Source organism: Micromonospora sp. RTP1Z1, assembly GCF_033804685.1.
Taxonomy (GTDB): domain Bacteria; phylum Actinomycetota; class Actinomycetes; order Mycobacteriales; family Micromonosporaceae; genus Micromonospora.
On the sequence record NZ_JAPFQV010000032.1, the window covers coordinates 1 to 24,245 of the forward strand.

General features: G+C 74.5%; 26 protein-coding genes and 1 pseudogene. 9 read left to right on the forward strand and 18 right to left on the reverse strand.

Going from position 1 to position 24,245, the window contains the following annotated elements; all coding sequences use genetic code 11:
* Positions 1-165: 165 nt before the first annotated feature.
* The 9 genes from SLP03_RS17205 to SLP03_RS17250 form a co-directional block, all read right to left on the reverse strand.
* Positions 166-1,179 (reverse strand): ADP-ribosylglycohydrolase family protein, encoded by a 1,014-nt coding sequence (locus SLP03_RS17205; protein ID WP_319461616.1) that lies wholly within the window; start codon positions 1,177-1,179, stop codon positions 166-168.
* Positions 1,180-1,224: 45 nt separating this feature from the next.
* Positions 1,225-1,593, reverse strand: coding sequence for a VOC family protein (locus SLP03_RS17210; RefSeq protein WP_319461617.1), 369 nt, complete (start codon positions 1,591-1,593; stop codon positions 1,225-1,227).
* Positions 1,594-1,630: 37 nt separating this feature from the next.
* Entirely contained in the window at positions 1,631-2,635 is a 1,005-nt protein-coding gene (locus SLP03_RS17215) for a methionine synthase (RefSeq protein WP_319461618.1), read from the reverse strand.
* 279 nt (positions 2,636-2,914) lie between these two features.
* On the reverse strand, positions 2,915-3,988 hold the full coding sequence (gene mnmA / locus SLP03_RS17220) for a tRNA 2-thiouridine(34) synthase MnmA (protein ID WP_319461619.1): 1,074 nt from the start codon (positions 3,986-3,988) through the stop codon (positions 2,915-2,917).
* A 36-nt stretch (positions 3,989-4,024) separates the two neighbouring features.
* The gene (locus tag SLP03_RS17225) at positions 4,025-5,200 is read right to left on the reverse strand and encodes a cysteine desulfurase family protein (RefSeq protein ID WP_319461620.1); all 1,176 of its coding nucleotides are present in this window, start codon (positions 5,198-5,200) and stop codon (positions 4,025-4,027) included.
* Between the two features lie 398 nt (positions 5,201-5,598).
* Complete coding sequence (locus SLP03_RS17235; RefSeq protein ID WP_319461621.1) at positions 5,599-6,558, reverse strand: electron transfer flavoprotein subunit alpha/FixB family protein; 960 nt, start codon at positions 6,556-6,558, stop codon at positions 5,599-5,601.
* An 11-nt stretch (positions 6,559-6,569) separates the two neighbouring features.
* Positions 6,570-7,349, reverse strand: a complete 780-nt coding sequence (locus SLP03_RS17240; RefSeq protein ID WP_319461622.1) for an electron transfer flavoprotein subunit beta/FixA family protein — start codon at positions 7,347-7,349, stop codon at positions 6,570-6,572.
* A 388-nt stretch (positions 7,350-7,737) separates the two neighbouring features.
* Positions 7,738-8,142 carry a hypothetical protein gene (locus SLP03_RS17245; protein WP_319461623.1) on the reverse strand — a complete coding sequence of 135 codons (405 nt, stop codon included), beginning with the start codon at positions 8,140-8,142 and terminating at the stop codon, positions 7,738-7,740.
* Positions 8,143-8,144: 2 nt separating this feature from the next.
* Positions 8,145-8,942, reverse strand: coding sequence for a GNAT family N-acetyltransferase (locus SLP03_RS17250; protein WP_319461624.1), 798 nt, complete (start codon positions 8,940-8,942; stop codon positions 8,145-8,147).
* A 41-nt stretch (positions 8,943-8,983) separates the two neighbouring features.
* On the opposite strand from SLP03_RS17250, the gene SLP03_RS17255 reads away from it, so the two are divergent.
* The 3 genes from SLP03_RS17255 to SLP03_RS17265 are packed head-to-tail and all read left to right on the forward strand — an operon-like array spanning position 8,984 to position 10,105.
* Positions 8,984-9,370, forward strand: coding sequence for a DUF202 domain-containing protein (locus SLP03_RS17255; RefSeq protein ID WP_319461625.1), 387 nt, complete (start codon positions 8,984-8,986; stop codon positions 9,368-9,370).
* On the forward strand, positions 9,367-9,666 hold the full coding sequence (locus SLP03_RS17260; protein WP_319461626.1) for a DUF202 domain-containing protein: 300 nt from the start codon (positions 9,367-9,369) through the stop codon (positions 9,664-9,666). The genes SLP03_RS17255 and SLP03_RS17260 overlap by 4 nt, the downstream gene beginning before the upstream one ends.
* Positions 9,667-9,694: 28 nt before the next feature.
* The gene (locus SLP03_RS17265; RefSeq protein ID WP_319461627.1) at positions 9,695-10,105 is read left to right on the forward strand and encodes a PLD nuclease N-terminal domain-containing protein; all 411 of its coding nucleotides are present in this window, start codon (positions 9,695-9,697) and stop codon (positions 10,103-10,105) included.
* A gap of 51 nt (positions 10,106-10,156) precedes the next feature.
* Here the strand turns inward: SLP03_RS17265 and SLP03_RS17270 are convergent, their stop codons facing one another.
* The 4 genes from SLP03_RS17270 to SLP03_RS17285 form a co-directional block, all read right to left on the reverse strand.
* On the reverse strand, positions 10,157-10,969 hold the full coding sequence (locus tag SLP03_RS17270) for an ABC transporter permease (RefSeq protein ID WP_319461628.1): 813 nt from the start codon (positions 10,967-10,969) through the stop codon (positions 10,157-10,159).
* Complete coding sequence (locus SLP03_RS17275) at positions 10,966-11,940, reverse strand: ATP-binding cassette domain-containing protein (protein ID WP_319461629.1); 975 nt, start codon at positions 11,938-11,940, stop codon at positions 10,966-10,968. The genes SLP03_RS17270 and SLP03_RS17275 overlap by 4 nt, the downstream gene beginning before the upstream one ends.
* Before the next feature lie 148 nt (positions 11,941-12,088).
* On the reverse strand, positions 12,089-13,711 hold the full coding sequence (locus SLP03_RS17280) for an acetolactate synthase (RefSeq protein WP_319461630.1): 1,623 nt from the start codon (positions 13,709-13,711) through the stop codon (positions 12,089-12,091).
* A gap of 108 nt (positions 13,712-13,819) precedes the next feature.
* On the reverse strand, positions 13,820-14,593 hold the full coding sequence (locus SLP03_RS17285) for an enoyl-CoA hydratase-related protein (RefSeq protein WP_319461631.1): 774 nt from the start codon (positions 14,591-14,593) through the stop codon (positions 13,820-13,822).
* 98 nt (positions 14,594-14,691) lie between these two features.
* Here SLP03_RS17285 and SLP03_RS17290 point away from each other — a divergent pair, with 98 nt between their 5' ends.
* Positions 14,692-15,213 (forward strand): DUF6232 family protein, encoded by a 522-nt coding sequence (locus SLP03_RS17290; RefSeq protein WP_319461632.1) that lies wholly within the window; start codon positions 14,692-14,694, stop codon positions 15,211-15,213.
* Here SLP03_RS17290 and SLP03_RS17295 read toward each other — a convergent pair.
* A complete protein-coding gene (locus tag SLP03_RS17295) occupies positions 15,159-15,566 on the reverse strand; it encodes a nuclear transport factor 2 family protein (protein WP_319461633.1) in 408 nt (135 codons plus the stop codon). The two genes, SLP03_RS17290 and SLP03_RS17295, sit on opposite strands and share 55 nt — an antisense overlap.
* A 248-nt stretch (positions 15,567-15,814) precedes the next feature.
* On the opposite strand from SLP03_RS17295, the pseudogene SLP03_RS17300 reads away from it, so the two are divergent.
* Together SLP03_RS17300 and SLP03_RS17305 are read left to right on the forward strand one after the other, a co-directional pair.
* Positions 15,815-16,012, forward strand: a pseudogene (locus SLP03_RS17300) (DUF6232 family protein); the annotation flags it as partial.
* A 104-nt stretch (positions 16,013-16,116) separates the two neighbouring features.
* Positions 16,117-16,845: a hypothetical protein gene (locus tag SLP03_RS17305; protein ID WP_319461634.1), complete on the forward strand. Its 729-nt coding sequence runs from the start codon at positions 16,117-16,119 to the stop codon at positions 16,843-16,845.
* A 30-nt stretch (positions 16,846-16,875) separates the two neighbouring features.
* On the opposite strand, the gene SLP03_RS17310 is transcribed toward SLP03_RS17305, so the two are convergent.
* On the reverse strand, positions 16,876-17,775 hold the full coding sequence (locus SLP03_RS17310) for a ribokinase (protein ID WP_319461635.1): 900 nt from the start codon (positions 17,773-17,775) through the stop codon (positions 16,876-16,878).
* 17 nt (positions 17,776-17,792) lie between these two features.
* Positions 17,793-18,635, reverse strand: coding sequence for an ABC transporter ATP-binding protein (locus tag SLP03_RS17315; RefSeq protein WP_413644541.1), 843 nt, complete (start codon positions 18,633-18,635; stop codon positions 17,793-17,795).
* A 131-nt stretch (positions 18,636-18,766) separates the two neighbouring features.
* Here SLP03_RS17315 and SLP03_RS17320 point away from each other — a divergent pair, with 131 nt between their 5' ends.
* The gene (locus SLP03_RS17320) at positions 18,767-19,786 is read left to right on the forward strand and encodes an ABC transporter ATP-binding protein (protein WP_319461637.1); all 1,020 of its coding nucleotides are present in this window, start codon (positions 18,767-18,769) and stop codon (positions 19,784-19,786) included.
* Positions 19,783-20,793 (forward strand): ABC transporter permease subunit, encoded by a 1,011-nt coding sequence (locus tag SLP03_RS17325; protein WP_319461638.1) that lies wholly within the window; start codon positions 19,783-19,785, stop codon positions 20,791-20,793. The genes SLP03_RS17320 and SLP03_RS17325 overlap by 4 nt, the downstream gene beginning before the upstream one ends.
* A 154-nt stretch (positions 20,794-20,947) precedes the next feature.
* Here the strand turns inward: SLP03_RS17325 and SLP03_RS17330 are convergent, their stop codons facing one another.
* Positions 20,948-22,123 carry an ROK family transcriptional regulator gene (locus tag SLP03_RS17330; protein ID WP_319461639.1) on the reverse strand — a complete coding sequence of 392 codons (1,176 nt, stop codon included), beginning with the start codon at positions 22,121-22,123 and terminating at the stop codon, positions 20,948-20,950.
* 175 nt (positions 22,124-22,298) lie between these two features.
* Here SLP03_RS17330 and SLP03_RS17335 point away from each other — a divergent pair, with 175 nt between their 5' ends.
* Positions 22,299-23,750, forward strand: a complete 1,452-nt coding sequence (locus tag SLP03_RS17335; RefSeq protein ID WP_319461640.1) for a glycoside hydrolase family 3 N-terminal domain-containing protein — start codon at positions 22,299-22,301, stop codon at positions 23,748-23,750.
* Between the two features lie 83 nt (positions 23,751-23,833).
* On the opposite strand, the gene SLP03_RS17340 is transcribed toward SLP03_RS17335, so the two are convergent.
* Positions 23,834-24,181 carry an STAS domain-containing protein gene (locus SLP03_RS17340; protein ID WP_319461641.1) on the reverse strand — a complete coding sequence of 116 codons (348 nt, stop codon included), beginning with the start codon at positions 24,179-24,181 and terminating at the stop codon, positions 23,834-23,836.
* Positions 24,182-24,245 lie beyond the last annotated feature (64 nt).

A 24,245-nucleotide genomic window follows, 5' to 3' on the forward strand; every position in this document is an offset into this window, starting at 1 on the left:
CCCCCCGCGGCCATCGCGGCCCGGGCCGGCGCCTGCGCCCCGACCCTCCGGCGCCAGCTCCCGAAACTCCCCCCCCTGGCCCCCGGACCCCCTCCCCCCCCCGCAGCGCGCCCCCGCCCCCGGCCGGCGGCTACGGGCGGTGGCCGGGGGCGGCTGAGCGCCGGGTCAGTCCGCGGCGCGGGCGAGGGTGGTGAGCTGGTCGGCGTACTCGATGCGGGTGGACCAGTCGGCGGGCCAGGCGGCCATGCCGTGGGCAGCGCCGACGAAGGCACCGGCCAGGGCGGCGATGGAGTCGGAGTCGCCGCCGGTGGTGGCCCCGCGGGCCAGCGCGCCGACCGGGTCGTCGGCGTGCCGGATCGCGCAGAGCAGCGCGGTGGCGAGCGCCTCCTCGGCGATCCAGCCCTCCCCGGTCTGCCGGCACGGGTCACCGCCGTCGTCCGGGCCGGCCAGCGCGGCATCGAGGCGCGCGAGGGCACGCAGGCACTCGTCCCAGCCCCGGGCGATGAACTCCGTTGGCGTCGCCACCCCGGGACGCTGCCAGAGGTCGCCGAGCCAGTCGGCCCGGTACACCCGGCGCTGGTCGTGGGCCCGCGCGGTGAGCAGCCCGGGCAGGTCGGCCAGCGCGGCGCCGTCGCGCAGCAGCCGGACCGCGTACGCGGTCAGCTCGCTGGCCGCCAGGCCGGTCGGGTGACCGTGGGTCAGGCCAGCCTGGAGCTGGGCCAGCCCGCCGAGGGTGTCCAGGTCGACGTCGAGGAGCCCGACGGGGGTGACCCGCATGTTCGCGCCACAGCCCTTCGAGTCGGCCACGGTCGCCTCCTGCCAGCGGGTGCCCCGGGACAGCTCGGCGCAGGCTCGCAGGCAGGTCATGCCGGGTGCCCGGTTGTTGTCGGGGCTGGCCGCCCAGTCGAGGAAGCGCCGTCGCAGCAGCGGCTCGACCGTCTCCGGGGTGTGGGCGGGCGCGTCGTACAGCGCCCACGCGACGGCGAGCGCCATCTGGGTGTCGTCGGTGACCAGCGCCGGGTCGCCGGCCAATTCCCGGGGGCCGGCCGGGCCGTACCGGCGAACGATCTCGGCGACGGTGAGGAACTCGGTGGGCTTGCCCAGGGCATCACCGTAGGCGAGCCCGAAGAGCGAGCCGGAGGCCCGCCGGAGCGAGGAGTCGATCACGGTGGCGATCATGCCCGGTGCCCGCAACCTCCGCCAGGTCGGCCCCGACGGCCCGGGTCAGTCCCAGCAGAGGCAGAACGGGTGCCCGGCCGGGTCGGCGTACACCCGGAAGCCCTCGCCCTGGCCCGGCAGCCGCCGGGCGCCCAGGGCCAGCGCCGCCTTCTCGGCGGTCTCGATGTCGTCGACGGTGACGTCGAGGTGGAACTGCTGGGGCCGCTCCGGATCGGGCCAGGCCGGCGTGCGCAGGCCGGGCGCCCGCTGGAAGGCGAGCCGCGGCAGGTGACCCGGCGGGCCGCCGAGCACCACCCAGTCGTCACCGTCGGAGTTGTCCTCGATCACCGGCAGGCCGAGCAGCTCGGCGTAGAAGCCGGCCAGGGCCCGCGGGTCAGGGCAGTCGACCACCACGGAGCGCAGTCGTCCAATCATGCCGGCCATCCTGCCCGGTGGGTACGACGGAAAAACCTCACTCCTCGTACAGCCGCCGGCCGGCGTCCCGACAGGCGGCGAGGACCGCGCGAGCGTACTCCGGGGTGGCCCCGGCGAGGCCGCAGGCCGGGGTCACCACCACCTGCTCGGCGAGCCGGCGCCGAGGGAAGCCGAGGCGGTCCCAGACCTGGCTCACCCGGTCGGCGACCTGGGCGGAGGTCGGCGCACGACCGCCGGGCGGCGGCAACGTGGGCGCGGCGCCGGCCAACAGCCCGAGCCCGGCGTCGATCGCCTCGCCGAGCGGGTCCAGGTCGGTGACCAGGTCCAGGTCCAGCGCCACCCCGACCGCCCCGGCGGTACGGATCAGCTCCAACGGCACGTCGGGGGCGCAGCAGTGCACCACCGTCGGCACGCCGGCCGCCTCCACCACCGTCTGCAGGAGCGCGCGGGCGGCCTCGGACTCCACCGCCCGGTGGGTGCCGAAGCCGCTCTCGGTGGGCACCCGGCCGGCCAGCACCGCCGGCAGGGACGGCTCGTCGAGCTGGAGCAGCACCGACGCGCGGGGCAGCCGCCGGCGCACCGCCTCGACGTGCCCCCGCAGCCCCTCGGCGAGCGAGCCGGTGAGGTCGCGCACCGCGCCCGGGTCGCGCAGCAGCCGGCCACCGATCGGCAGCTCCAGCGCGGCGGCCAGGGTGAACGGGCCGGCGGCCTGCACCTTGACCAGGCCGGCGTACTCCTCGGCCTGCTCGGCGAGCTGGTCCAGGTCGCGATCCATCAGGTCCCGGGCTCGGCGCAGGTCCCTGCCGGGGCGCGGGGCGATCCGCCAGCGGCCCGCGTACAGCTCGATCGGCAGGTCGACCAGCAGGCCGCCGGTGCGGCCGATCAGGTCGGCGCCCGGGCCCCGGGCGGGCAGCTCGGGCAGGTGTGGGAGGGCGGGCAGCTCACCGAGCACGATCCGCTGCGCCTCGGCGATGTCGGTGCCGGGCAGCGAGCCGATTCCGGTCGCCGCCCCGGCGGGCCAGGGCCAAGCGTGATCAGTCACGCGGGAAGACTAACCGCTGCGCCGGCCACCGCCCGACGGGACGGCGCTCCCTACCGGACGATTGCCCCTGCCGAGTGATTGCCCCTGCCGGGTGGCTGCTCCTGCCGGCGTCGGTCGCCGGTGACCGCGCGGCCGCAGCCCGTCCCCGGCGCATCGCCTCGTCCGGTCTGATTCATCCGCGACATCAGCTCCGCAGCGCATCGCGGAGGTATCCCCCCGCCGGGGTGAAAGCGCGCACCGGCGCCCCGCCGACCGATCCCGTGCCGCGCCCCGGGGCGCTCAGCCGGTGATGGTGGCCGAGCCCAGCACCACGTCCCCGGCCGGGTCCGGCCGGTACGCCACGATCGCCTGGCCGGCGGCAACGCCGCGGACCGGGCGGTGCAGCTCGGCGGCGAGCCCGTCGGCGGAGACCTCGACGGTGGCGGGCACCACGTCGCCGTGCGCCCGCAGCTGCACCTCGCATTCGACCGGCGCGGTCGGCCGCTCGCCGCCGGTCCAGACCGGCCGGGTCGCCCGGACCTCGGAGACCTCCAGCGCCTCGGCCGGGCCGACGGTCACCGTGTTGGTCTTCGGGGTGATGGAGAGCACGTAGCGGGGCCGGCCGTCCGGGGCCGGCCGGTCCAGGTGCAGCCCGCGCCGCTGGCCGACGGTGTAGGCGTACGCGCCGCTGTGGCTGCCGACCACCGCGCCGCTGACCGCGTCGACCACGTCGCCGGGGGCCTCGCCGAGCCGCTGGGCGAGGAAGCCGCGGGTGTCGCCGTCGGCGATGAAGCAGATGTCGTGCGAGTCGGGCTTGTCGGCCACCGCGAGGCCACGTCGGGCCGCCTCCGCGCGTACCTCGGCCTTGGTGGAGTCGCCGAGCGGGAAGATCGACCGGTCCAGCTGCGCGCGGGTCAGCACCGCGAGGACGTACGACTGGTCCTTGGCCATGTCGACGCTGCGCCGCAGCAGGCCGTCGGGGCCGAGCCGGGCGTGGTGGCCGGTGCCCACCGCGTCGAAGCCCAGGGCCACGGCCCGGTCCAGCACCGCGGCGAACTTGATCTTCTCGTTGCAACGCAGGCACGGATTCGGGGTACGACCGGCCGCGTACTCGGCGACGAAGTCGTCCACCACGTCCTCATGGAACCGGTCGGCCATGTCCCAGACGTAGAACGGGATGCCGATCACGTCGGCGGCCCGCCGGGCATCCCGGGAGTCCTCCAGCGTGCAGCAGCCGCGAGCGCCGGTGCGATACGTCTGCGGGTTGCGGGCCAGCGCCAGGTGCACTCCGGTCACGTCGTGCCCGGCCTCCACCGCGCGCGCCGCCGCCACGGCGGAGTCCACCCCGCCCGACATCGCCGCCAGAACCCTCACCAGCCCACTCCCCTCATCCCACCGAGCGTAGCCGGGTCACCGGGGGGTGCGGAGGGCGGCGGCGCGGCGGGCGCGGTCGACCGCCGCCGGGAGGGCGGCGATCAGGGCGTCGACGTCGGCCCGGGTGCTGGTGTGGCCGAGGGTGAAGCGCAGCGAGGAGCGGGCCCGGTCGTCGTCGGCGCCCATCGCCAGCAACACGTGTGAGGGCTGCGCCACCCCGGCCGAGCAGGCCGAGCCGGTGGAGCAGGCGATGCCCTGGGCGTCGAGGAGCAGCAGCAGCGCGTCGCCCTCGCAGCCGGGGAAGGAGAAGTGGGCGTTGCCGGGGAGACGGTCGACCGGGTCGCCGTTGAAGACCACCTCGGGCACCGCCCGCCGGACCCGCTCGACCAGCTCGTCGCGGAGGGCGGCCACCCACGCCGCGTACTCCTGCTGGCCCTTCACCGCGGCCTCCACGGCCACCGCGAAGGCCACGATGCCGGCGGTGTCGAGGGTGCCGGAGCGCACGTCCCGCTCCTGGCCGCCGCCGTGCAGCAGCGGGGTGGCCGCGACGTCCCGGGCGAGCAGCAGCGCGCCGACCCCGGTCGGGCCGCCGAGCTTGTGCCCGGTCACGGTCAGCGCGGCGACGCCGCTGGCGGCGAAGTCGACCGGCACCTGGCCGACGGCCTGGATCGCGTCCGTGTGGAACGGCACGCCGTGCTCGGCGGCGACGGCCGCCAGCTCGGCCACCGGCTGCACGGTGCCCACCTCGTTGTTGGCCCACATCGCGGTGACCAGGGCCACCCGGTCGCCGTGCGCGGCCAGCTCCGCGCGGAGCCGCTCCGGGTCGAGCCGGCCGGCGGCCCCGACCGGCAGCCAGCCGACCTCGGCGCCCTCGTGCCCGGTCAGCCAGTCCACGGCGTCCAGCACCGCATGGTGCTCGACCGCGCTGGAGACCACCCGGATCCGCCCGGCGCGGGCGGCGCGACGGGCCCAGAAGATGCCCTTCACCGCGAGGTTGTCGCTCTCCGTGCCACCCCCCGTGAAGATCACCTCGGAGGGGCGGGCGCCGAGCACGGCGGCCACCCGCTCGCGGGACTCCTCCACCCGGCGCCGGGCACGCCGGCCCGCCGCGTGCAGCGAAGACGCGTTGCCGACCTCGCGGGCGGTGGCGACGTACGCCTCGAGTGCCTCGTCGAGCATCGGGGTCGTCGCCGCGTGATCCAGGTAAGCCATCACCGTTCAGCCTAACGGCCGAGACCCGACCCGCCGGCTGCCGGAGTACCGCTCGGCGTACGGGGGCCGGGGCGGGGCGGGGCGCACAACGGCACGTCGCGAATCTCCCGAAGGTTCCGGGGTACTACGGGGTCTGGCTGATCGATCCAAAAGACGATGCAGATGTTCTCGGTCGGTACGCTGAGCAAGGGCTCGGGAGACGTCTCCGCCGAGCAGTACGACAACAAGGCCGCCCACTCCGGCGACAGTTTGCTGAGGGGCACCCTGACGGGCTGATCGGCGGGCCGGCTCAGCTCCCCGGCCCGCCGATCAGCTCCCTTCCACCGCATGGAAGGCCGCAACACGGAAAGAGCCGCCGCCCGGACCCCCGGACGGCGGCTCTTTCGTGACCGCGACGGTCACTTGCGCTTGCGGATCTCCTCGGCGGCCTGCGGGACGACCTTGAACAGGTCGCCCACCACGCCGTAGTCGGCGAGCTCGAAGATCGGGGCCTCGCCGTCCTTGTTCACGGCGACGATGGTCTTCGAGGTCTGCATGCCGGCCCGGTGCTGGATCGCGCCGGAGATGCCCAGCGCGACGTAGAGCTGCGGGGCGACGGTCTTGCCGGTCTGGCCGACCTGGAACTGGTGCGGGTAGTAGCCGGAGTCGACGGCCGCGCGGGACGCGCCGACGGCGCCGCCGAGCAGGTCGGCCAGCTCCTCGACCAGCTTGAAGTTGTCGGCGTTGCCGACGCCGCGACCGCCGGAGACGACGACCGACGCCTCGGTGAGCTCGGGGCGGGAGCCCTTCTGCTCGGCGACCCGGTCGACGACCTTGGCCAGCTTGTCGGCGTCGGTGACGGCGACGGTGAGCTGCTCGATCGCCGGGGTGGCGGCGGCCGGGGTCGGGTTGACCGAGTTCGGCCGGACGGTGACCAGCGGAAGGCCCTTGGTGACCTTGGACTTGACGATGGTGGAGCCGGCGAAGGCGACCTGGGTCGCGGTGCCGTCGGCGTCGAGGCCGACCACGTCGGTCAGGATGCCGTTGTCCAGCTTGACGGCCAGCCGGGCGGCGATCTCCTTGCCCTCCTGGGCCGAGGCGAGCAGCACGGCGGCCGGCTGCACCCGCTTGACCAGGTCGGCCAGCACGGTGGCCTTCGGGGCCACCAGGTAGCCGTCGATCTCCTCGCCCTCGGCGGCGTAGATCTTCTCCGCGCCGTACTCGCCCAGCTTGGCGCTCAGCGCCTCGGCGGCGCCGGAGCCACCGAGCACCACCGCGCTGGGGGTGCCCAGCTCGCGGGCGAGGGTGAGCATCTCCAGGGTGACCTTCTTGACGCCGAATTCCTTGGTTGCTTCGACGACGACGAGAACCTCAGCCATGTCCAGACCTCTCACACGAACTTCTCGGTGGCGAGGAACTCGACCAGCTTGACGCCGCCCTCGCCCTCGTCGGTGATCTTCGCGCCGCCGGAGCGCGGCGGGCGCTTGGTGTGCTCCAGCACGGCGCTGGTCGCGCCGTCGAAGCCCACCTCGGTCGGGGCGACGCCGAGGTCACCCAGGGAGAGCGTCTGCACCGGCTTCTTCTTGGCGGCCATGATGCCCTTGAAGGACGGGTAGCGCGGCTCGTTGATGGTGTCCCAGACGGAGACCACGGCCGGGGTCGAGGCGGTGACCACCTCGTAGCCCTCCTCGGTCTGCCGCTCGACGGTCAGCGTGGCGCCGTCGACGGTGAGCTTGCGCGCGCCGGTCAGCGCGGCGACGCCCAGTCGCTCGGCGATCATGTGCGGCAGGACCTGGACCCGGCCGTCGGTGGACTCGGCGCCGCAGATCACCAGGTCGGCGTTGAGCTGACCGAGCGCGGCGGCGAGCACCTTCGAGGTGGCGACGGCGCAGGAGCCGTGCAGGGCGTCGTCCACGACGTGCACGGCCTTGTCCGGGCCCATGGAGAGCGCCTTGCGGATCGACTCGGTCGCCCGGTCCGGACCCATGGTCAGGATGGTGACCTCGCCGCCGTGCGCCTCCTTGATCTTCAACGCCTCTTCGATGGCGTACTCGTCCATCTCGTTGATGACGTTGTTCGCCGAACCGCGGTCGACGGTGTTGTCGTCAGGACGCAGGTTGCGGTCCGCGCCCGAATCGGGCACCTGCTTGACGAGTACGACGATGTTCATCGCGCTTCGACGACCCTCCTGGTTGGTGTTGCGATCACTCGCCCGGTCTCGGGCGCAGCCTCCCGCGTGACTTAACGGTCGGTCAACCGCGGGCCGCTGTGCAGTTGCCCACGGCGCAATGTTACCCGCAAGTAGCATCGCCCTCCCGGAGCCTCAGAGTGACACAGCTCACCGAGGGCCGCAGCGCCGGGTAAACTCCCAAAGCGGGAGGTGACGTACATGTCGGAAATGGGGGTTTCGCCGGCGACGGGGCGGGCTCTGGACGGCGCGGACGCCGCCCGGCGATCGTGCCGTCGAATGCTCCCCGACACCTACCGCTGCGCCTGCGGACGGGTCCGTGACCGCTGCGTCCGGACCACCGTCCGCGCACTCTGGTCGGCCGCCGCCGTCAGGCCGGCTCGGCCAGCACGGCCCTGATCTTGTCGATCACCGCCGCCTCCGCCGGTGCCACCCCGCGGTGCGCGCCGGCCACCCGCTCGGCCGCCGTCAGCACCACCGAGCGGTACGCCTCGACCTCCCCCGGCGACTTCTCCCGCAGGATCGCCACCGCCCGGGTCAACGCCGGCAGCACCACCGACTCGACCTCCAACGCGGAGTCCCGGGGCAACTGCGGCAGCGGGCCGACCGTGAGCGCCTCCTTCACCACGCCGCTGGCGTCGTCCAGCGCCCCGGACGCGGCGACGCTCTCCCGGATCATCGCGAACATCCCGGGCTCGGCGTTCGACACCAGGAAGACGGCGCCGAACGCCCCCGTCTTCAGGGTGGACTGCTCCTCCGCCGTCAACCGCTCCATGATCACGGAGTGTAGACGTACGGGGTCGTCGTGGTGACCGCTATCAGCCCGAGCCGCTCCAGGATCGGCCGGCTGTCCTCCGAGCAGTCCACCTGGAGCAGCGTCCGGCCGCGCTGCTCGGCCAGCCGCGCCCGGTACGCCACCAGCGCCCGGTAGACGCCCTTGCGGCGCCACTCGGGCAGCGTCGAGCCGCCCCAGAGGGTGCCGAAGCCGGTGTTGGCCGGATAGCGGATCCAGCCGGCGCTGACCACGGTCTCCCCCACCTCGGCCACCACGATCGTGATCGACTGCGGGTCGGCCTCGATCTCCTTCGCGAGCCCGGTCACCAGGTGGCTCCGGTCGTCGTGCCAGACCTCCTCCTCCATGGCGGCGATCCGTTCCAGGTCCTCGCGGGCGGTCACCTCGCGCAGGCATACCCCGTCGGGCAGGACCGGGACGGCGCCGGCCAGCGCCGCGACCGGCCCGACCACGACGGTCTCCCGGTCCTCGGGGACGAACCCGGCGGCCCGCAGCCGGTCACCCAGGTCGGCCGGCTCGTCGTGACCGTTGAGCTTCCACTCCACGCCCTCGCCCCGGGCCCGGAAGACCTCCACCTGCCGGGCGATCAGCGCGTCCAGCTCCGCGCCGGCCAGCCCGTCAAGGGTGCGGTAGGTGAGGAAGCCACGCTTGTCCAGGCCGAGGATCCGGACCAGCGGGCCGTCCCGTTCGACGGTCACCCCGGCGGGCAGCGGATCCGGGATCTCCGGACGGAGCTGGGTGTCATAGGCGTCGCGCAGGGTCCGCGCGTCAAGATCGGTCATCCCCCCAGGCTATTCACCGGGCAAAGCGGATAATCGGCGACGTGTGGGAGGCGATCAGGCGGTGGTTCGACCCGCGCGAGATGCGGTCGGTCGGCAGCAGGCCCGACTACCGCTTCTCGCTGGCCAACGAGCGGACCTTCCTGGCCTGGCTGCGGACCGGGCTGGCGCTGATCGCCGGCGGGCTGGCCGCCGCCCAGTTCCTGCCACCGCTGCCCGTCGCCCACCTACGCGAGGTGATCGCCGTCGCGCTGCTGCTGCTCGGCGCGGCCGTCGCCGTCCGGGCGGTCGACCACTGGGCGCGTACCGAGCGGGCGATCCGGCTCGGCGAGGAGCTGCCGGCGTCCCGCTTTCCGGCCGTGCTGGCCCTCGCCGTCGCCGCCGGCGCGCTGCTGCTGGTGATCGCGGTGCTGGCCCGGGCGCTCGGATGACCGGCGACTCCGGGCTCCAGCCGGAGCGGACCCGGCTGGCCTGGCGCCGCACCCTGCTGGCGTTCACCGCGGTCGCCGTGCTGCTGGTCCGGCTCGCCCTCACCGGCGACCTGGCCGGCGCGCTGCTGGCCGGCGTGGCGGTGCTGGGTTGGCTCGGCACGCTCGCCCTGACCTGGCGGCGGGCCACCGGCGCCGGGCCGCGCCGGGCGCAACGCTGGTCGTTCCCGCTGACCGCGCTGGCCGCCGCCGGGTTCGCCCTGCTCGGCGTGCTGCTGGTGGTACGCGGGCTGCGCTGAACGGCATCGGTGGTCCATGATGTCCGACATGATTCGCCTGTACGGGCTTCTCTTCCTGGCCCAGGTCGTGCTCGGCATCTGCGCGCTGATCAGCTGCCTCTCCGCGGAGGAGGGCGAGATCCGGGCGCTGCCCCGCATCGCCTGGGTGCTGATCATCCTGTTCTTCCCGCTGGTCGGCTCGATCGCCTGGTTCGTCGCCGGTCGGGAGACGGGCCCCGGCCGCCCCCGGACCGCCTGGCCGATCGGGAACGGCTTCTCCGAACAGCACCGTCGTGGCCGCCAGGTGGCGCCGGACGACGACCCGGCGTTCCTGTCGTCCATCGGGGAGCGATCCCGGCAGCAGGACCAGGAGCTCTTCCGCCGTTGGGAGGACGACCTGCGCCGCCGCGAGGATGACCTGCGCCGCCGGGACACCGAGCAGGACCGGCCGGAGGTCTGAGCACCGGGTTGCGGCGACGGCCGGCAGAGGCGGCCGCGGCGGCGGTCCGGGTCACACTCGACGCCTGAGCGCCCGCACGGCGAGCGGGGCGAACACGGCGGCGAGGGCAGCGGCCCAGATCATCGCCTGGACGGCCGGGCCGGCCACCGGTCCGCCGACCAGCAGGCCACGCAGCGCGTCGGCGAGGATGGTCACCGGGTTGACCTCCACCCAGCGCTGGAGCCACGAGGGCATGGTGTCGGTCGGCACGAAGGCGTTGCTGGTGAAGGTCAGCGGGAAGATCACCATGAAGCCGAAGATCTGCACCTTGTCCGGCTCGCTGACCAGCACGCCGACCAGCACCGAGATCCACGAGGCGGCCAGTGAGAACGCGAGCAGCAGCGCGAACGCGCCGAGCAGCCCGACCACCCCGTTGCCCAGCCGGAACCCGAGGATCATGCCGACCCCGACCAGCAGCGACACCGACCAGGCCTGCTTGACGGTGTCGGCGAGGATCCGCCCGGCCAGCGGCGCCCAGCGGGCGATCGGCAGCGCCCGCAGCCGGTCGAAGACGCCCTTGGTGAGGTCGTTGTTGAGCCCGAAGCCGGTGGTCATGGTGGCGAAGAAGGCGTTCTGCACGATGATCCCGGGCAGCGCGAACTTCAGGTAGTCGCCCGGCGTCCCGGAGATCGCGCCGCCGAAGACGTACGTGAAGAGCAGCACGAACATCACCGGCTGGATGCTCAGGTCGAGCAGTTCCATCGGGTTGTGCTTGATCTGCACCAGGCTGCGCCAGGCCAGGGTGAGGGTGTGCCGCAGCCCGGCGGCGAGGCCCGGCCGGCGGGCCGGGGCCAGCGGGGCCGCGGTGAGGGTGGCGGCGGTCATGCGGGAATCCTTTCCAGTTCAACATCGGAGCGGCCGTCCTGCTCGGCCCGGTGGCCGGTCAGGGAGAGGAAGACCTCGTCCAGGCTGGAGCCGCGCAAGGCCAGCTCGGCGATCGTGATCTCGGCCTGGTCGAGCCGGCGCACCACGGCGGGCAACACGCCGGGGTCGTTCACCGGCACGGTGACGGTGGTCTGGGCGACCTCGGGGGTCCCCCCGGCGACCTCCGCGGCGATGGACACCACGGTCGGCAGGTCGCTGGCGTCCGCCGGCCGGACCGTCAGGATCTGCCCGCCGGTCTTCGCCTTCAGCTCCTCGGGCGTGCCCTGGGCGATGACCCGGCCGTGGTCCACCACGGCGATCTCGCCGGCGAGCTGGTCGGCCTCCTCCAGGTACTGGGTGGTCAGCAGCACGGTCACCCCGTCGGCGACCAGGCCCCGGACGATGTCCCACAGCTCGTTGCGGCTGCGCGGGTCGAGCCCGGTGGTCGGCTCGTCGAGGAAGAGCACCTGCGGCCGGCCGACCAGGCTGGCGGCCAGGTCGAGGCGGCGCCGCATGCCGCCCGAGTAGGTCTTGGCCGCCCGGTCGGCGGCGTCGGTGAGGTGGAAGTCGGCGAGCAGTTGCCCGGCGCGGGCCCGGGCGTCGGCCCGGCCCATCCCGAGCAGCCGGCCGATCAGCAGCAGGTTCTCGGTACCGGTCAGCGTCTCGTCGACCGAGGCGTACTGGCCGGTCAGGCCGATCAGCTGGCGGACCCGGTGGGCGTCGCGGCGGACGTCGTACCCGCCCACCGTGGCGTGCCCCGCGTCGGCGGCGAGCAGGGTGGCGAGCACCCGTACCGCGGTGGTTTTGCCCGCCCCGTTCGGCCCGAGCAGACCGAAAACCGTCCCGGTGGGGACGGCGAGGTCGACTCCGGCGAGGGCGGTGGTCGCGCCGAAGCGGCGGACCAGACCCTCCGCGTGGATCGCGTATGTCATCGGAACTCCCGTCGAATCGCTGGCCACCCCACGATGAGCGACGGCGCTGACGTTACGTCGACAGCCGCTGACATGCCGCTGATTTCGCTGCTGACAGAACGCGACCGCCGCCGCCGGTCACCCGGCGACGGCGGTCGAGCGGTCGTGGTCAGGCCAGGTTCGACGAGCGGGGGTACGCGTCCGCGGGGTCGGTCAGCACGTTGACCAGGTACGGCACGCCGGAGTCGAACGCGCGGGTCAGGGCCGGGCCGAGGTTGGCGGCCTTGTCGACGGTCTCGCCGGCGCCGCCGAGCGCCTCGACCACCTTGTCGTAGCGCAGGCCGGGCTGGAGGTCGGCGGCGACGTCGTAGCCGTACATGGCCCGCATCGGGTGCTTCTCCAGGCCCCAGATGCCGTTGTTGCCGACCACGATGACCACCGGGAGCTGCTGCCGGGCCAGGGACTCCACGTCCATCAGCGAGAAACCGGCGGCGCCGTCACCCATCAGCACGCAGATCTGTCGGTCCGGGTGGCTGACCCGGGCCCCCATCGCGTAGCCCATGCCGGTGCCGAGGCAGCCGTACGGGCCGGGGTCGAGCCAGGTGCCGGGCTGGGCGGGCTCCAGGTAGCGGCCGGCGTACGAGACGAAGTCGCCGCCGTCGCCGATGGTGATGGCGTCGGGGGCGAGCACCTTGCGCAGCTCGCCGTAGATCCGGGCGGGCCGGATCGGGTCGGTCTCGGCGGCCATCTCCTCGGCGTCGCGGGCCTTGGCGGCGTCCTCGGCGACCCGGAGCTGGGCGATCCAGTCGGCGTGGTCGGCCCGGTCGCCGGGGTGCTCGGCGAAGGCGGTGAGGATGAGCCGCAGGTCGCCGGCGGGGGCGGCGGCGGGCTGCACGTGCCCGGCGCGCTGGCTGGGCGCGTCGACGACGTGTACGACCTTCGCGTCGCCGAAGTCGCCGAAGGCGAGCCGGAAGTCGAGCGGGGTGCCGATCACCACGACCACGTCGGCGCCCTTGAGCGCGACCCGGCGGGCCTTGGCGAAGGCGAGCGGGTGGGTGGGCGGCAGCGCGCCGCGACCCATGCCGTTGGTGAAGACGGGCACGCCGAGCGCCTCGGCGGCGGCCCGGAGGGCGTCGACCGCGTCGCCGGCGTACACGTCGGAGCCGGCGATGATCACCGGCCGGCTGGCGCCCGCGATCAGGCCGGCGGCCTTCGCCACCTCGTCCGGGTCGGCCTCGATCGGGGCGATCGCCGACACCGTAGGCAGCTCCGCGTCGCCGACGGAGAAGACCGCCTCGAGGGGGAAGTCGAGGAAGGCCGGACCGCGGTGCGGGGTGAGGGCCGCGGTGAGGGCGGCGGTGACGGCGCGCGGGATGTCGTCGGCGCTGAACACCGTCTCGGCGTGCTTGGTGACCGGGGCGACCAGCGGCAGGTGGTCCATCTCCTGGAGGCTGCCGGAGCCCCAGCGGAACTGCGGGGCCCGACCCCCGAGCACCAGCACCGGGGAGGCGTTGAAGAAGGCGCTGGTCATGCCGGACACGCCGTTGGTGACGCCCGGGCCGGCGGTGAGCACGGCCAGGCCGGGCCGGCGCTGGAGCTTGGCCACCGCCTCGGCGGCGAAGACCGCGGACTGCTCGTGGCGGACGTCGTAGATGGGGAACCCGGTCTTGTGCGCCGCGTCGTAGAGCGGAAAGACGTGCCCGCCGGAGAGGGTGAACATCTCCCGTACGCCGTGCGCTCGCAGCGCCGCCAGCGCCAACTCTCCGCCGTGGCCCTCGACCCGTTCCGTCATCGCCGCTCCCCTTCGTCACATGACCGGTGTCACACGTTACTGGCCGGTAGGCGGAATGTGAACCGTTCTCGGGTCGGCGGTGGGTCTCCGCCGCCGACCCGGACCGGCTCAGCGGCCGGTGAAGTCCGGCTTGCGCTTCGCCACGAACGCGGCCATGCCCTCACGCCGGTCGTCGGTGGCGAAGAGCGCCGCGAACAGCTGACTCTCCCAGGCCAGGCCCGAGTTGAGGTCCATGTCGAGGCCACCGTCGACGGCCAGCTTGGCCGCCCGCAGCGCCTGCACCGGGCCGGTCAGGAACGGCTTCACCAGGGCGACGGCGGCGGCGTACACCTCGGCGGCCGGGACGACCCGGTCGGCCAGGCCGATCCGCAGCGCCTCCTCGGCGTCGACCATCCGGCCGGACATGATCAGGTCCTTGGCGCGGGCCGGGCCGACCAGGCGGGCCAGCCGCTGGGTGCCGCCGGCGCCGGGGATGATGCCGAGCTTGATCTCCGGCTGGCCGAGCTTTGCGTCCTCGGCCACCACCCGCCAGTCGCAGGCCAGGGCCAGCTCGCAGCCGCCACCGAGGGCGTACCCGGTGATGGCGGCGACCACCGGCTTGGGGATCCGGGCGATCGCGCCGAGCGCGCTGGAGAGGTCGGCGGCCCGCTCCGCCATGTCCACGTAGGACATGTCGGCCATCTCCTTGATGTCCGCGCCGGCGGCGAAGACCTTCTCCCCGCCGTACACGATGACCGCGCGGACCGCCGGGTCGGCGGTGGCGGCGGCCGCGGCGGCCCGCAGCTCCTCCTGCACCTGGGTGTTGAGCGCGTTCATCGGCGGCCGCTCCAGCCGGATGGTGCCGATGCCGTCCTTGACTTCCAGCCGAACGAACTCGCTCACACTGCCCTCACTTCCTCGTCGAAGTCGCGTGCCAACCTTACGACCCGGGTCGTTGGGGTAAGTAGTCTGGTGTCCGCCCCGCCACCGGGAGTCAGGCCATGATCACGTACTACGACGACAGGTCCGTCCAGGTCACCTCCACCGCCGTCCGGGTGGACGGCCGGTCGTTCCCGCTCGCGGAGATCAGCATGGTGTGGCACCGGCGGGGCAGCCGTTCCTGGCGGGTGCTCGCCGGCCGCGGCGCGATCGGCGCCGCGCTGGCCGGGCCGCTGGTGGCCGCCGTGCTCGGCGTCGGACTGGCGGTCGTGCTGCACCGCTCGCCGACCGTCACGGTCGCCATCGTCGGGGCGTCGGTGCTGGTCGGGCTCGGGGTCGGGCCGCTCGCCGACTTCCTCTTCGAGCACCTGGACCGCTCGTACGCCCGGGGCAGCCGGCAGCTGGAGATGTGGGCCCGCTGGCGCGGTCAGCCGGTCCGGCTGCTGTGTACCGGAGACGCGCTGCGCTTCGGCCAGATCTACCGGGCGGTGCAGCGCGCGATGGACGGCGGGCAGGCGCCGCCCCGCCGTCAGAAGGCGATCGGTTCGTCCGGCAACAGCCCCAGGCCGCGCAGCAGGCCGTAGGTGTCCTGCTCGCCCCAGAACTGGACGATCCTCCCGCCGGCCAGCCGATACATCTTGCAGGCGCTCTGCACCACCGTGGCGCCGGTGACGTCCCGCCGGTAGGTCTGCGCCAGCGAGACGACCACCCGGTCCTCGGCGGCGAACAGCTCCAGGATCTCCTGGTCGAGCACGGTCAGACCGGGCGAGGAGACGGCGCCCTCGACGAAGTGTCGCCCCTGCACCGCCGTGCCCGAGCCGTAGATCAGGACGTCCTCCGCGACCACCTCGCGCAGCTCGGCCAGGTCCTTGGTGACGAAGGTCCGCAGGTACCGCCGGACCACCTCGACGTTCCGCTCCCGCTCGTCGTCCCCCATGCGCCCCGACCGTACGCCGGCCGCCGCCTCCGCGCCGCCCCGCCGGCATCGATGGCTGCGCACCGCCCACCCTCCGCTCGCCGACTGCGAAGCTGATGACGTCAGTGAATCACCCGCGGGGCCGGCCCCGTGTGCACCACTACCCGGCCGCGATTCATCCACGACATCAGCTTCGTAGCGTCGTGGCAGGACATCGGGCGGCCGACCGGTCGAGGGGCGGCGGGCGGGGACGCCACCGGCACGGCCCGGACGACGCGGTACAGGTCACCTCCGAATCCATCCACGCGGGCGGGCACGTCATCGCGCTCGCCAACGTGGCGTACGTCTGGCACGCCCGGGGCGCGACCACCCTGGCGGTCCGGGGCCGCGTCCTGGGACGCGGGGTCCTGGTCGTGCTCCTGTCACTGCCACCGCTGGTCGCGCTGGTCTGCGTGGTCCCGCAGGTCACCTTCGAGGGCGTGCGCTGACCGTGGCCCGACGGCGCGGGCGGTGACGCGGGCCGCCGGCCGCCGCCCGGCGTTCCTGGCGCGGCCGACGCACACTGGTGCACATGGCGATTCCCCTCCCCCGGCCCGGCGCCGTCGTCGGCCTCACCCGCTCCGCCCTGGACCAGGCGTTCGGCTCGGCCGCGTCGTTCGCCGCCGTACCCGCCCGCGCCTTTGCTGTGCTCGACGGGGTGGAGGCGCTGCTGCACCGGATCAACGGGGTGGTGGACCGGATCGAGGGCACGCTGGACCGCACCGACCGGGTGCTCGACGACGCCGAGGCGGCGGTCCGCGAGGTCGCGGTGATCAGCGCCGCCGCCACCACCGCGATCGATACCGCCACCGAGGTCGCCGCGGCGGCCGCCGTCGTCGTGGGCGACGCCGAGCGGGTCTCCGCCGCCGCGGCCGTGGTGGTCGGCGAGGCCGAGCGGGTGGCCGGGCGCGCCGCCGGCACGGTGGTCGCCGCCGAGGAGGCCGCCGGCACCGCCGCCGAGCTGCTGGCCGCGTACGAGCCGGCGCTGCGCCGGGCCGCGCCGATGGCCAGCCGGTTCGTCGAGCAGCTCAGCCCGGAGGAGGTGACCGCGGCGATCCGGCTCGTCGACGAGCTGCCGAAGCTCAAGGAGCACCTGACCGCGGACATCCTGCCGATCCTGGCCACCCTGGACCGGGTCGGCCCGGACCTGCACGACCTGCTCGACGTCACCCGCGATCTCAAGCTGGCCGTCGCCGGCATCCCCGGGCTGGGCATGCTGCGGCGCCGGGGTGAGCGGCTGGCCGACGAACCGGCCGATTGACCGCCTCCCCGACCCGGACGGCGGGCCGGGTCAGGCGGCCGGGGCGTACAGCTCGTCGATCTCGACCCGGAGGGGCAGCGCCCCCGAGGCGCCGAGCCGTCGTACGCAGGCGGCTCCCGCCGCCGCCGCCCAGTGCACCGCGTCGACCAGCTCCCGCCCCTCGCCCCATGCGACGGCCAGCGCCGCGGTGAACGCGTCACCGGCGGCGGTGGAGTCGACCGCCTCGACCTTGACCGGCGGGACGTGCACCGACCGGCCGTCCCGGTCGCCGTACCAGGCGCCCTGCGCGCCGAGGGTGAGCACCGCCCGGGGCACCAGGTCGAGCAGCGCCGCCGGCTCGTCCCGACCCCGGCCGGTGAGCGCCTGCGCCTCGATCTCGTTGACCACCAGCAGGTCCACGGCGGCGAGCAGGTCCGCCGGCACCTGCCGGGCCGGCGCCGCGTTGAGGATCACCCGGGTGCCGGCGTCCCGGGCCGCGACCGCCGCCTCGGTCACCGTCTCGACCGGCACCTCCAGCTGGGCGACCAGCACGTCCGCCTCGCGTACGGCGCGCAGCTCGCCCTCGGTGAGCCCGACGAACGCCCCGTTGGCGCCGGGCGTCACCAGGATCGCGTTCTCCCCCTCGGCGTCCACCATGACCAGCGCCACCCCGGAGGCTCCGTACACCACCCGGAGGTGGCCGGTGTCCACCCCGGCGGCGGTGATCCGGGCCCTGAGGGTGACCCCGAAGGCGTCCGAACCGATCGCGCCGAGGAAGACGCAGGACGCGCCGGCGCGGACGGCGGCGATGGCCTGGTTGGCGCCCTTGCCCCCGGGGAGCATGACGAAGTCGCTGCCGAGCAGGGTCTCCCCCGGCCGGGGCAGCGCGGGCGCGGTGCCGACCAGGTCCATGTTGGCGCTGCCCACCACGGCGACCCGGGTCTGCTGCACGGTGGTTCCTTTCCGCCTCAGGCGGCGCGGGCGGTCCAGCGGTCGCCGGAGCGCTGCACGACGAGGGGCAGGCCGAAGGTCTTCGAGAGGTTGTCCGCGGTGAGGGTGTCGGCGAGCAGGCCCTGCGCCATCACGCCACCCTCGCGCAGCAGCAGCGCGTGGGTGAAGCCGGGCGGGATCTCCTCCACGTGGTGGGTCACCAGCACCAGCGCCGGGGCGTCCGGGTCGTACGCCAGCTCGGCCAGCCGGGCCACCAGGTCCTCGCGACCGCCCAGGTCGAGCCCGGCGGCCGGCTCGTCGAGGAGCAGCAACTCGGGGTCGGTCATCAGGGCACGGGCGATCTGCACCCGCTTGCGCTCCCCCTCCGACAGCGTGCCGTACGGGCGGTCGGCCAGGTGCCCGACGCCGAGCTGCCCGAGCAGGGCCCGGGCGCGGGCCTCGTCGGTGCGGTCGTAGCTCTCCCGCCAGCGGCCCACCACCGACCAGGCGGCGGTGACCACGACGTCGCTGACCCGCTCGTCGGCGGGGACCCGCTCGGCCAGCGCGGCGGTGGAGAGACCGATGCGCATCCGCAGCTCGTTGACGTCGGTGCGGCCGATCCGCTCGCCGAGCACGTACGCGGCGCCGGTGGTCGGGTGCAGCCGCCCGGCGGCCAGGTTGAGCAGGGTGGTCTTCCCGGCTCCGTTCGGCCCGAGCACCACCCAGCGCTCGTCCAGCTCGACCCGCCAGTCGACGTCGTGCAGCAACGCGGTGCCGGAGCGCTTGACGGCGACCCCGTCGAGGCTGACCACCAGATCCGCGTCCACGGTCGAGGGGGCGGCGGGGGCGCCGCCGGCGGCGGGGATCAGGTCACCAGTCACCGGTCCATCCAATCACGCACCGCGTGCGGCGCCCCCCACGGGCGGCGCCCCCGCCATAGGGTGAGGCGCCGTGTCGTTGGTCACCCAACCGGAGGATGATTCATGCCCGACCGCTGTCAGGAGCCGCGCGGATGAGCGCGGTCATCGAGATCGACGGTCTCCGGAAGACCTTCCACACGCTCCGGCACGGTCGTCGGGTCGCCGTCGACGGTTTCGACCTGCTGGTCGAGGCCGGGCAGGTGCACGGCTTCCTCGGGCCGAACGGTTCGGGCAAGACCACGACGCTGCGCGCCCTGCTGGGGCTGGTGCGGGCGGACGGCGGCCGGATGAGCGTGCTCGGGGCCCGCTCGCCGGAGCGGCTGCCCGAGGTCTCCGGTCGGGTGGGTGCGATCGTGGAGAGCCCGCAGTTCTTCGGCAACTTCACGGCGCGCCGGACGCTGCGGCTGCTCGCCGTGGCCGGGGGCGTGCCGACCAGCCGGGTGGACGAGGTGCTGGAGCAGGTCGGCCTGAGTGATCGGGGCGACGAGCGGGTCAAGGGCTATTCGCTGGGCATGAAGCAGCGGCTGGCGGTGGCGTCGGCGTTGCTGAAGAGCCCGGAGTTGCTGATCCTCGACGAGCCGGCGAACGGGCTGGACCCGGCGGGGATCCGGGAGATGCGGGACCTGATGCGGTCGCTCTCGGCGGCCGGCGTGACAGTGCTGCTCTCCAGCCACATCCTGGCCGAGATCCAGCTGATCTGTGACCACGTGACGATCATCAGCCGGGGCCGCCGGGTGGCGGCCGGGCGGGTGGACGAGGTGCTCGCGGGCTTCGACCAGCACGAGTGGCAGGTCCGGGTGGCCGAGCCGGAGCGGGCCGCGGAGCTGCTGCGGACGCTCGGGCTGGCGGTCACCGCGCACCCCGACCACCTGGTGGTCGCCGGGGTGGAGGAGCCGGAGCTGATCAGCCGCACGCTGGGCGAGGAGGGCCTCTGGGTACGCGAGCTGGTCCCGCTCCGGCCGGACCTGGAGAGCGTCTTCCTGGAGCTGACCGGGACGATGCCGCACCCGGTGGTGCCCCGGCAGGTGGACGGCTCGGTCCGGCCGGACGCCGGGCCGGACGACGTGGTGATCGACCTCGACGCGCGTGAGAACCGGGAGGTGGGGGCATGAACCTGGTCCGTGCCGAGTTGGAGCGGCTGTCGGCGCGCCGCTTCGTGCAGTTGATGGTGGTGCTGCTGCTGGCCGCGTTCGCGGTCACCGCGGCGACCACGCTCGCCGGGTCGCACCGGCCGACCGCGGACGAGATGAGCCGGGCCCAGGCCCAGGCCGCCGAGCAGCGGAGCAGCATGGAGGCGGCGCACGACCGGTGCCTGAGGATCAAGGCGGGGACGCTCGCGCCGGACGTGAACGACTACGTCCCCGGGGACTGCAGCGAGATCGACCCGGTCCGGATGGAGAGGGTGCCGGTGGCGGCGGACTTCCTCAGCGGCGTCTTCACCTTCGCCAACCAGGCCCGTCCGCTGCTCTACTTCCTCGTCGCCTTCCTGATGCTCTTCGGCTTCCTGGTCGGGGCGTCGTACATCGGCGCCGATCTGAACTCCGGCGGGGTGGTGAACCTGCTGCTCTGGCGGCCCCGCCGGTGGGCGGTGCTCGGCGCGAAGCTGGGGACCCTGCTCGGCGGGTTGCTGGTGCTCTCGGCGGCGGCGTCGGCGGCGTACCTGGCCGTGTTCTGGCTGATCGGGCAGACCGCCGGGTTGCCGGGGCGGCTGGACGGCGAGTTCTGGCGGTCGTTGGGCGGGACGTACGGGCGGGGGCTGGTGCTGGTGCTGCTGGCCGCCGCGCTGGGCTTCGCGATCGCCACGCTGGGCCGGCACACGTCGGCGGCGCTGGGCACCGTGGCCGCGTACCTGGTGGTGTGGGAGCTGGGCGCCCGGCTGGTGCTGCAGATCGTCGGGGCGGCCCGGCCGGACCAGTGGATGCTCTCCAGCTATGTGGGCGCCTGGCTCACCGGGGAGGCCCGCTTCTGGGACAGCCGCGCGTGCCTGGGCGACACGAGCGGCTTCTGCGACAACATGTACACCCTGAGCTGGGCGCCGGGGCTGGCGGTGCTGCTCGGTCTGACGGTGGCGCTGGTGGTGGCCGCCTTCGCCGCGTTCCGCCGCCGCGACCTGATCTGACCGCGCGGTCGGTCCCCGCTCCCGCCCTCCGGGCGGCGGCGGGGGCCGCTCGCCGTGCGCGGCAACTCCTTGCAGGCATGCGCTATCTGGTGAAGAATTCCTTCACATGGCGGCGCCCCCGACGACGGCACCGGCCGGCGGGCCCGCCGGCCGGTCAGCCGACCGTCGAGCCGAACACCTCGTCGCGGACCGCGTCCAGCGCGGTCCGCAGCGCACCCCGCAGGATCGGCTCCTCGGTGAGGCCCGTGGGCACCACCCGGGGACGGACCAGCGTGATCGCGGCGACCTCCTGCTGCACCCGCTCGGCCAGTGCCGCCCCGCCGGCCTGGCCCACCTCGCCGGCGAGCACCACCAGCGGCGGGTCGAGCACCACGCAGGTGCTCGCCACCCCGAGGGCAAGCCGGCGGGCCAGCTCGTCGAGCACCGGGCCGCCCGCCGGGCCGGCCGCGATGGCGGCGCGCACCGCGTCGGCCGCGGCGTCGGCGACGAAGCCGTGCTCGGCGGCCACCGCGCGGACCGCGTCGGCGCCGGCGAGCTGCTGGAACGCCGGCTTGGCCCGCTTGGAGACGTCCCGCGGGATCGGCGCCCCGGGGACCGGCAGGTAGCCGATCTCGCCGGCCGCACCGCTGCTGCCGTGGTGCAGCCGGCCACCGAGCACGATCGCCAGGCCGACGCCCGCCCCCACCCAGACCAGCACGAAGTCCGACACCCCCTGCGCGGCGCCGGACTGCGCCTCGGCGACGGCGGCGAGGTTGACGTCGTTCTCGAAGACCACCGGGGTGTGCAGGTCCTCGCGGAGCGCGGCGAGCAGGCCGCTGTGCCAGCGCGGCAGGTTGAACGCGAAGGTGATGTCCCCCGTGCCGGGATCGACCAGGCCGGGAGTGCCGAGCACGATCCGCCGTACGCTGGACAGCTCCGCGCCGGCGCTGCTCGCCGCCTGCACCACCGCGTTGTGCACCACGCCCACCGGGTCGTCCGTGTCCTTCGTGGACTGCTCGACCCGGCCGATCACCGCGCCGGTGATGTCGGCGCAGGCCGCCACCACCCGGTCCGCGTCGACGTCCACGCCGACCACGTGGGCGCTGCCCGGCCGGACCGCGTAGAGCTGGGCGTTCGGGCCCCGCCCGCCGGCCTGCTCGCCGACCCGGGCGACCAGACCCCGCTCCTCCAGCCGCTCCACCAGCTGGGAGGCGGTGACCTTGGAGAGCCCGGTCAGCTCGCCGATCCGGGCCCGGGTGAGGGGGCCGCGTTCGAGGAGCAGCTCCAGCGCCGCGCGGTCGTTGAGCGCCCGCAACAGGCGGGGGGTGCCGGGCAGCCGGGTCGCACTCATGCCACGTCCTCTTATTTTCAGCAAACTTTGCTAACTACTAAAGACCTGCAGATGGGTGCCCGTCAGCGTATCGGCCACCCGGATCCGGAGTCTTCGGACGACCCGGCAGCGACGCCGTCCGGGACGGCCGCTCCGGTGCGACACTCGTGCCGTCCGGCACCGAAAGGGGTAACACGTGGGGTTGGATCCAGGACTTCGCCGGCTCGCGCTGGGCACCCTGCTCGCCGCGTACCCGGGGCCGGTCCCGCCCGACTGGGCGGTGGACCTGCTCGCCGAGGGACTCGCCGGACACACCCTGTTCGGCACCAACATCCACGACCCGGGCCAGGTGGCGGCGGGCACCGCCGCGCTGCGGGCCGGCCGGCCGGACGCCATCGTCGCGATCGACGAGGAGGGCGGCGACGTCACCCGGCTGGCCCACGCCACCGGCAGCCCGTACCCGGGCAACGCCGCGCTCGGCGCGGTCGACGACGTGGTGCTGACCCGCCAGGTCTACTCGGCGATCGGCGCGGAGCTGGCCGCCCTCGGCATCACCGTCGACCTCGCCCCCACGGTCGACGTCAACACCGCGGACGACAACCCGGTCATCGGCACCCGCTCGTTCGGCGCCGACCCGGCCCGGGTGGCCGCCCACTCGGCCGCCGCGGTGTCCGGCCTCCAGTCGGCCGGGGTGGCCGCCTGCGCCAAGCACTTCCCGGGCCACGGCGCGACCGTCGCCGACTCCCACCACGAACTGCCCACCGTCGACGTCCCGCCGGCCCTGCTGCGCCAGCGGGACCTGCCGCCGTTCACGGCCGTCATCGACGCCGGCGTCCGCGCGGTGATGACCGCGCACATCCGGGTGCCCGCGTTGACCGGCGACGGCCCGGCCACCTTCAGCCGGGCGGTCCTGGTCGACCTGCTGCGCCGGGAGTACGGCTTCACCGGCACCGTGATCACCGACGCGCTGGAGATGAAGGGCGCAGCGCTGGCCGCCGGCGGCGTCGGCCCGGCCGCCGTCCGCGCCCTGGCCGCCGGGGCCGACCTGCTCTGCATCGGCGCGAAGGTCGACGCCGAACTGGTCGAGCGGGTGGCGGCCGAGATCGTCGAGGCCCTCGCCGACGGCCGGCTGGACCGGGGCCGGGTCGAGCAGGCAGCCGGCCGCGCCGCGGACCTGGCCGCCTGGACCGGCGACCCCGGCACGCCGACGCCGGGCGTCGACGGGCTCGGATACGCCGCGGCGCTCCGGGCGGTACGCGTCGAGGGCGACGTCACCGACCTGGCCAAGCCGCTCGTGGTGCAGGTGCACGCCGACTCCACGATCGCCGAGGGCCGGGTGCCGTGGGGGCTGGGCCCGCACCTCGCCGACGCCGAGGAGATCCGCGTGGTGGCCGGCGAGACCGAACCGGAGGCGCTGCGCCGGCTCGCCGGGGCCCGGCCGATCGTGCTGGTCGGCCGCCACCTGCATCGGCTCCCGGGCGGCCCGGAACTGGTCGACGCGCTGGCCGCCACGCACCCGGTCACGGTGGTGGAGATGGGCTGGCCGGGCAGCTGGCGGCCGGCCGGCGCCCGGGCGTTCGTCACCACGTACGGCGCCAGCCACGCCAACGGCCGGGCTGCCGCCCAGGTGCTCGGCCTCGCCCACTGAGCCGGCCGGCCGGCGGCGCGGTGGCCGCCGGGCCGGACCCGGACGGCGGGGGGGTCGCCTGGCCCGACCGGCACCACGACGGGTCAGTCGAGGCGACCCCCGCCGGGCTCGGCGGAGGAGTCGCCGGACCAGCCGAGCAGCGCGTCGACGGCGGTGATCCGGAGGACCCGGGCCACCACCGGCTGCGGGTTGGCCACCCGTAGGGTCGCGCCGCGGCCGACCGCCTCGGCCGCGCCGTGCAGCAGAGTGGCCACCCCGGTCGAGTCGAGGAACGGAACGTCGGCCAGATCGATCACGATCTCCACCACCCGACGCTGGTCGAGGAGCGCGTCCACCGCCTGTTCGAGCGCCGGGACGCTGACCATGTCGATCTCGCCGACCGGGGTGAGGACCACGCGGCCGGGCCCCGTTTCCCGCGTTCCGACCTGCATGACCCGCCTCAGTGAGAGACCCGACTCCGCGACCGCCGACCGGCGCCGAGGCGACGATACCGGG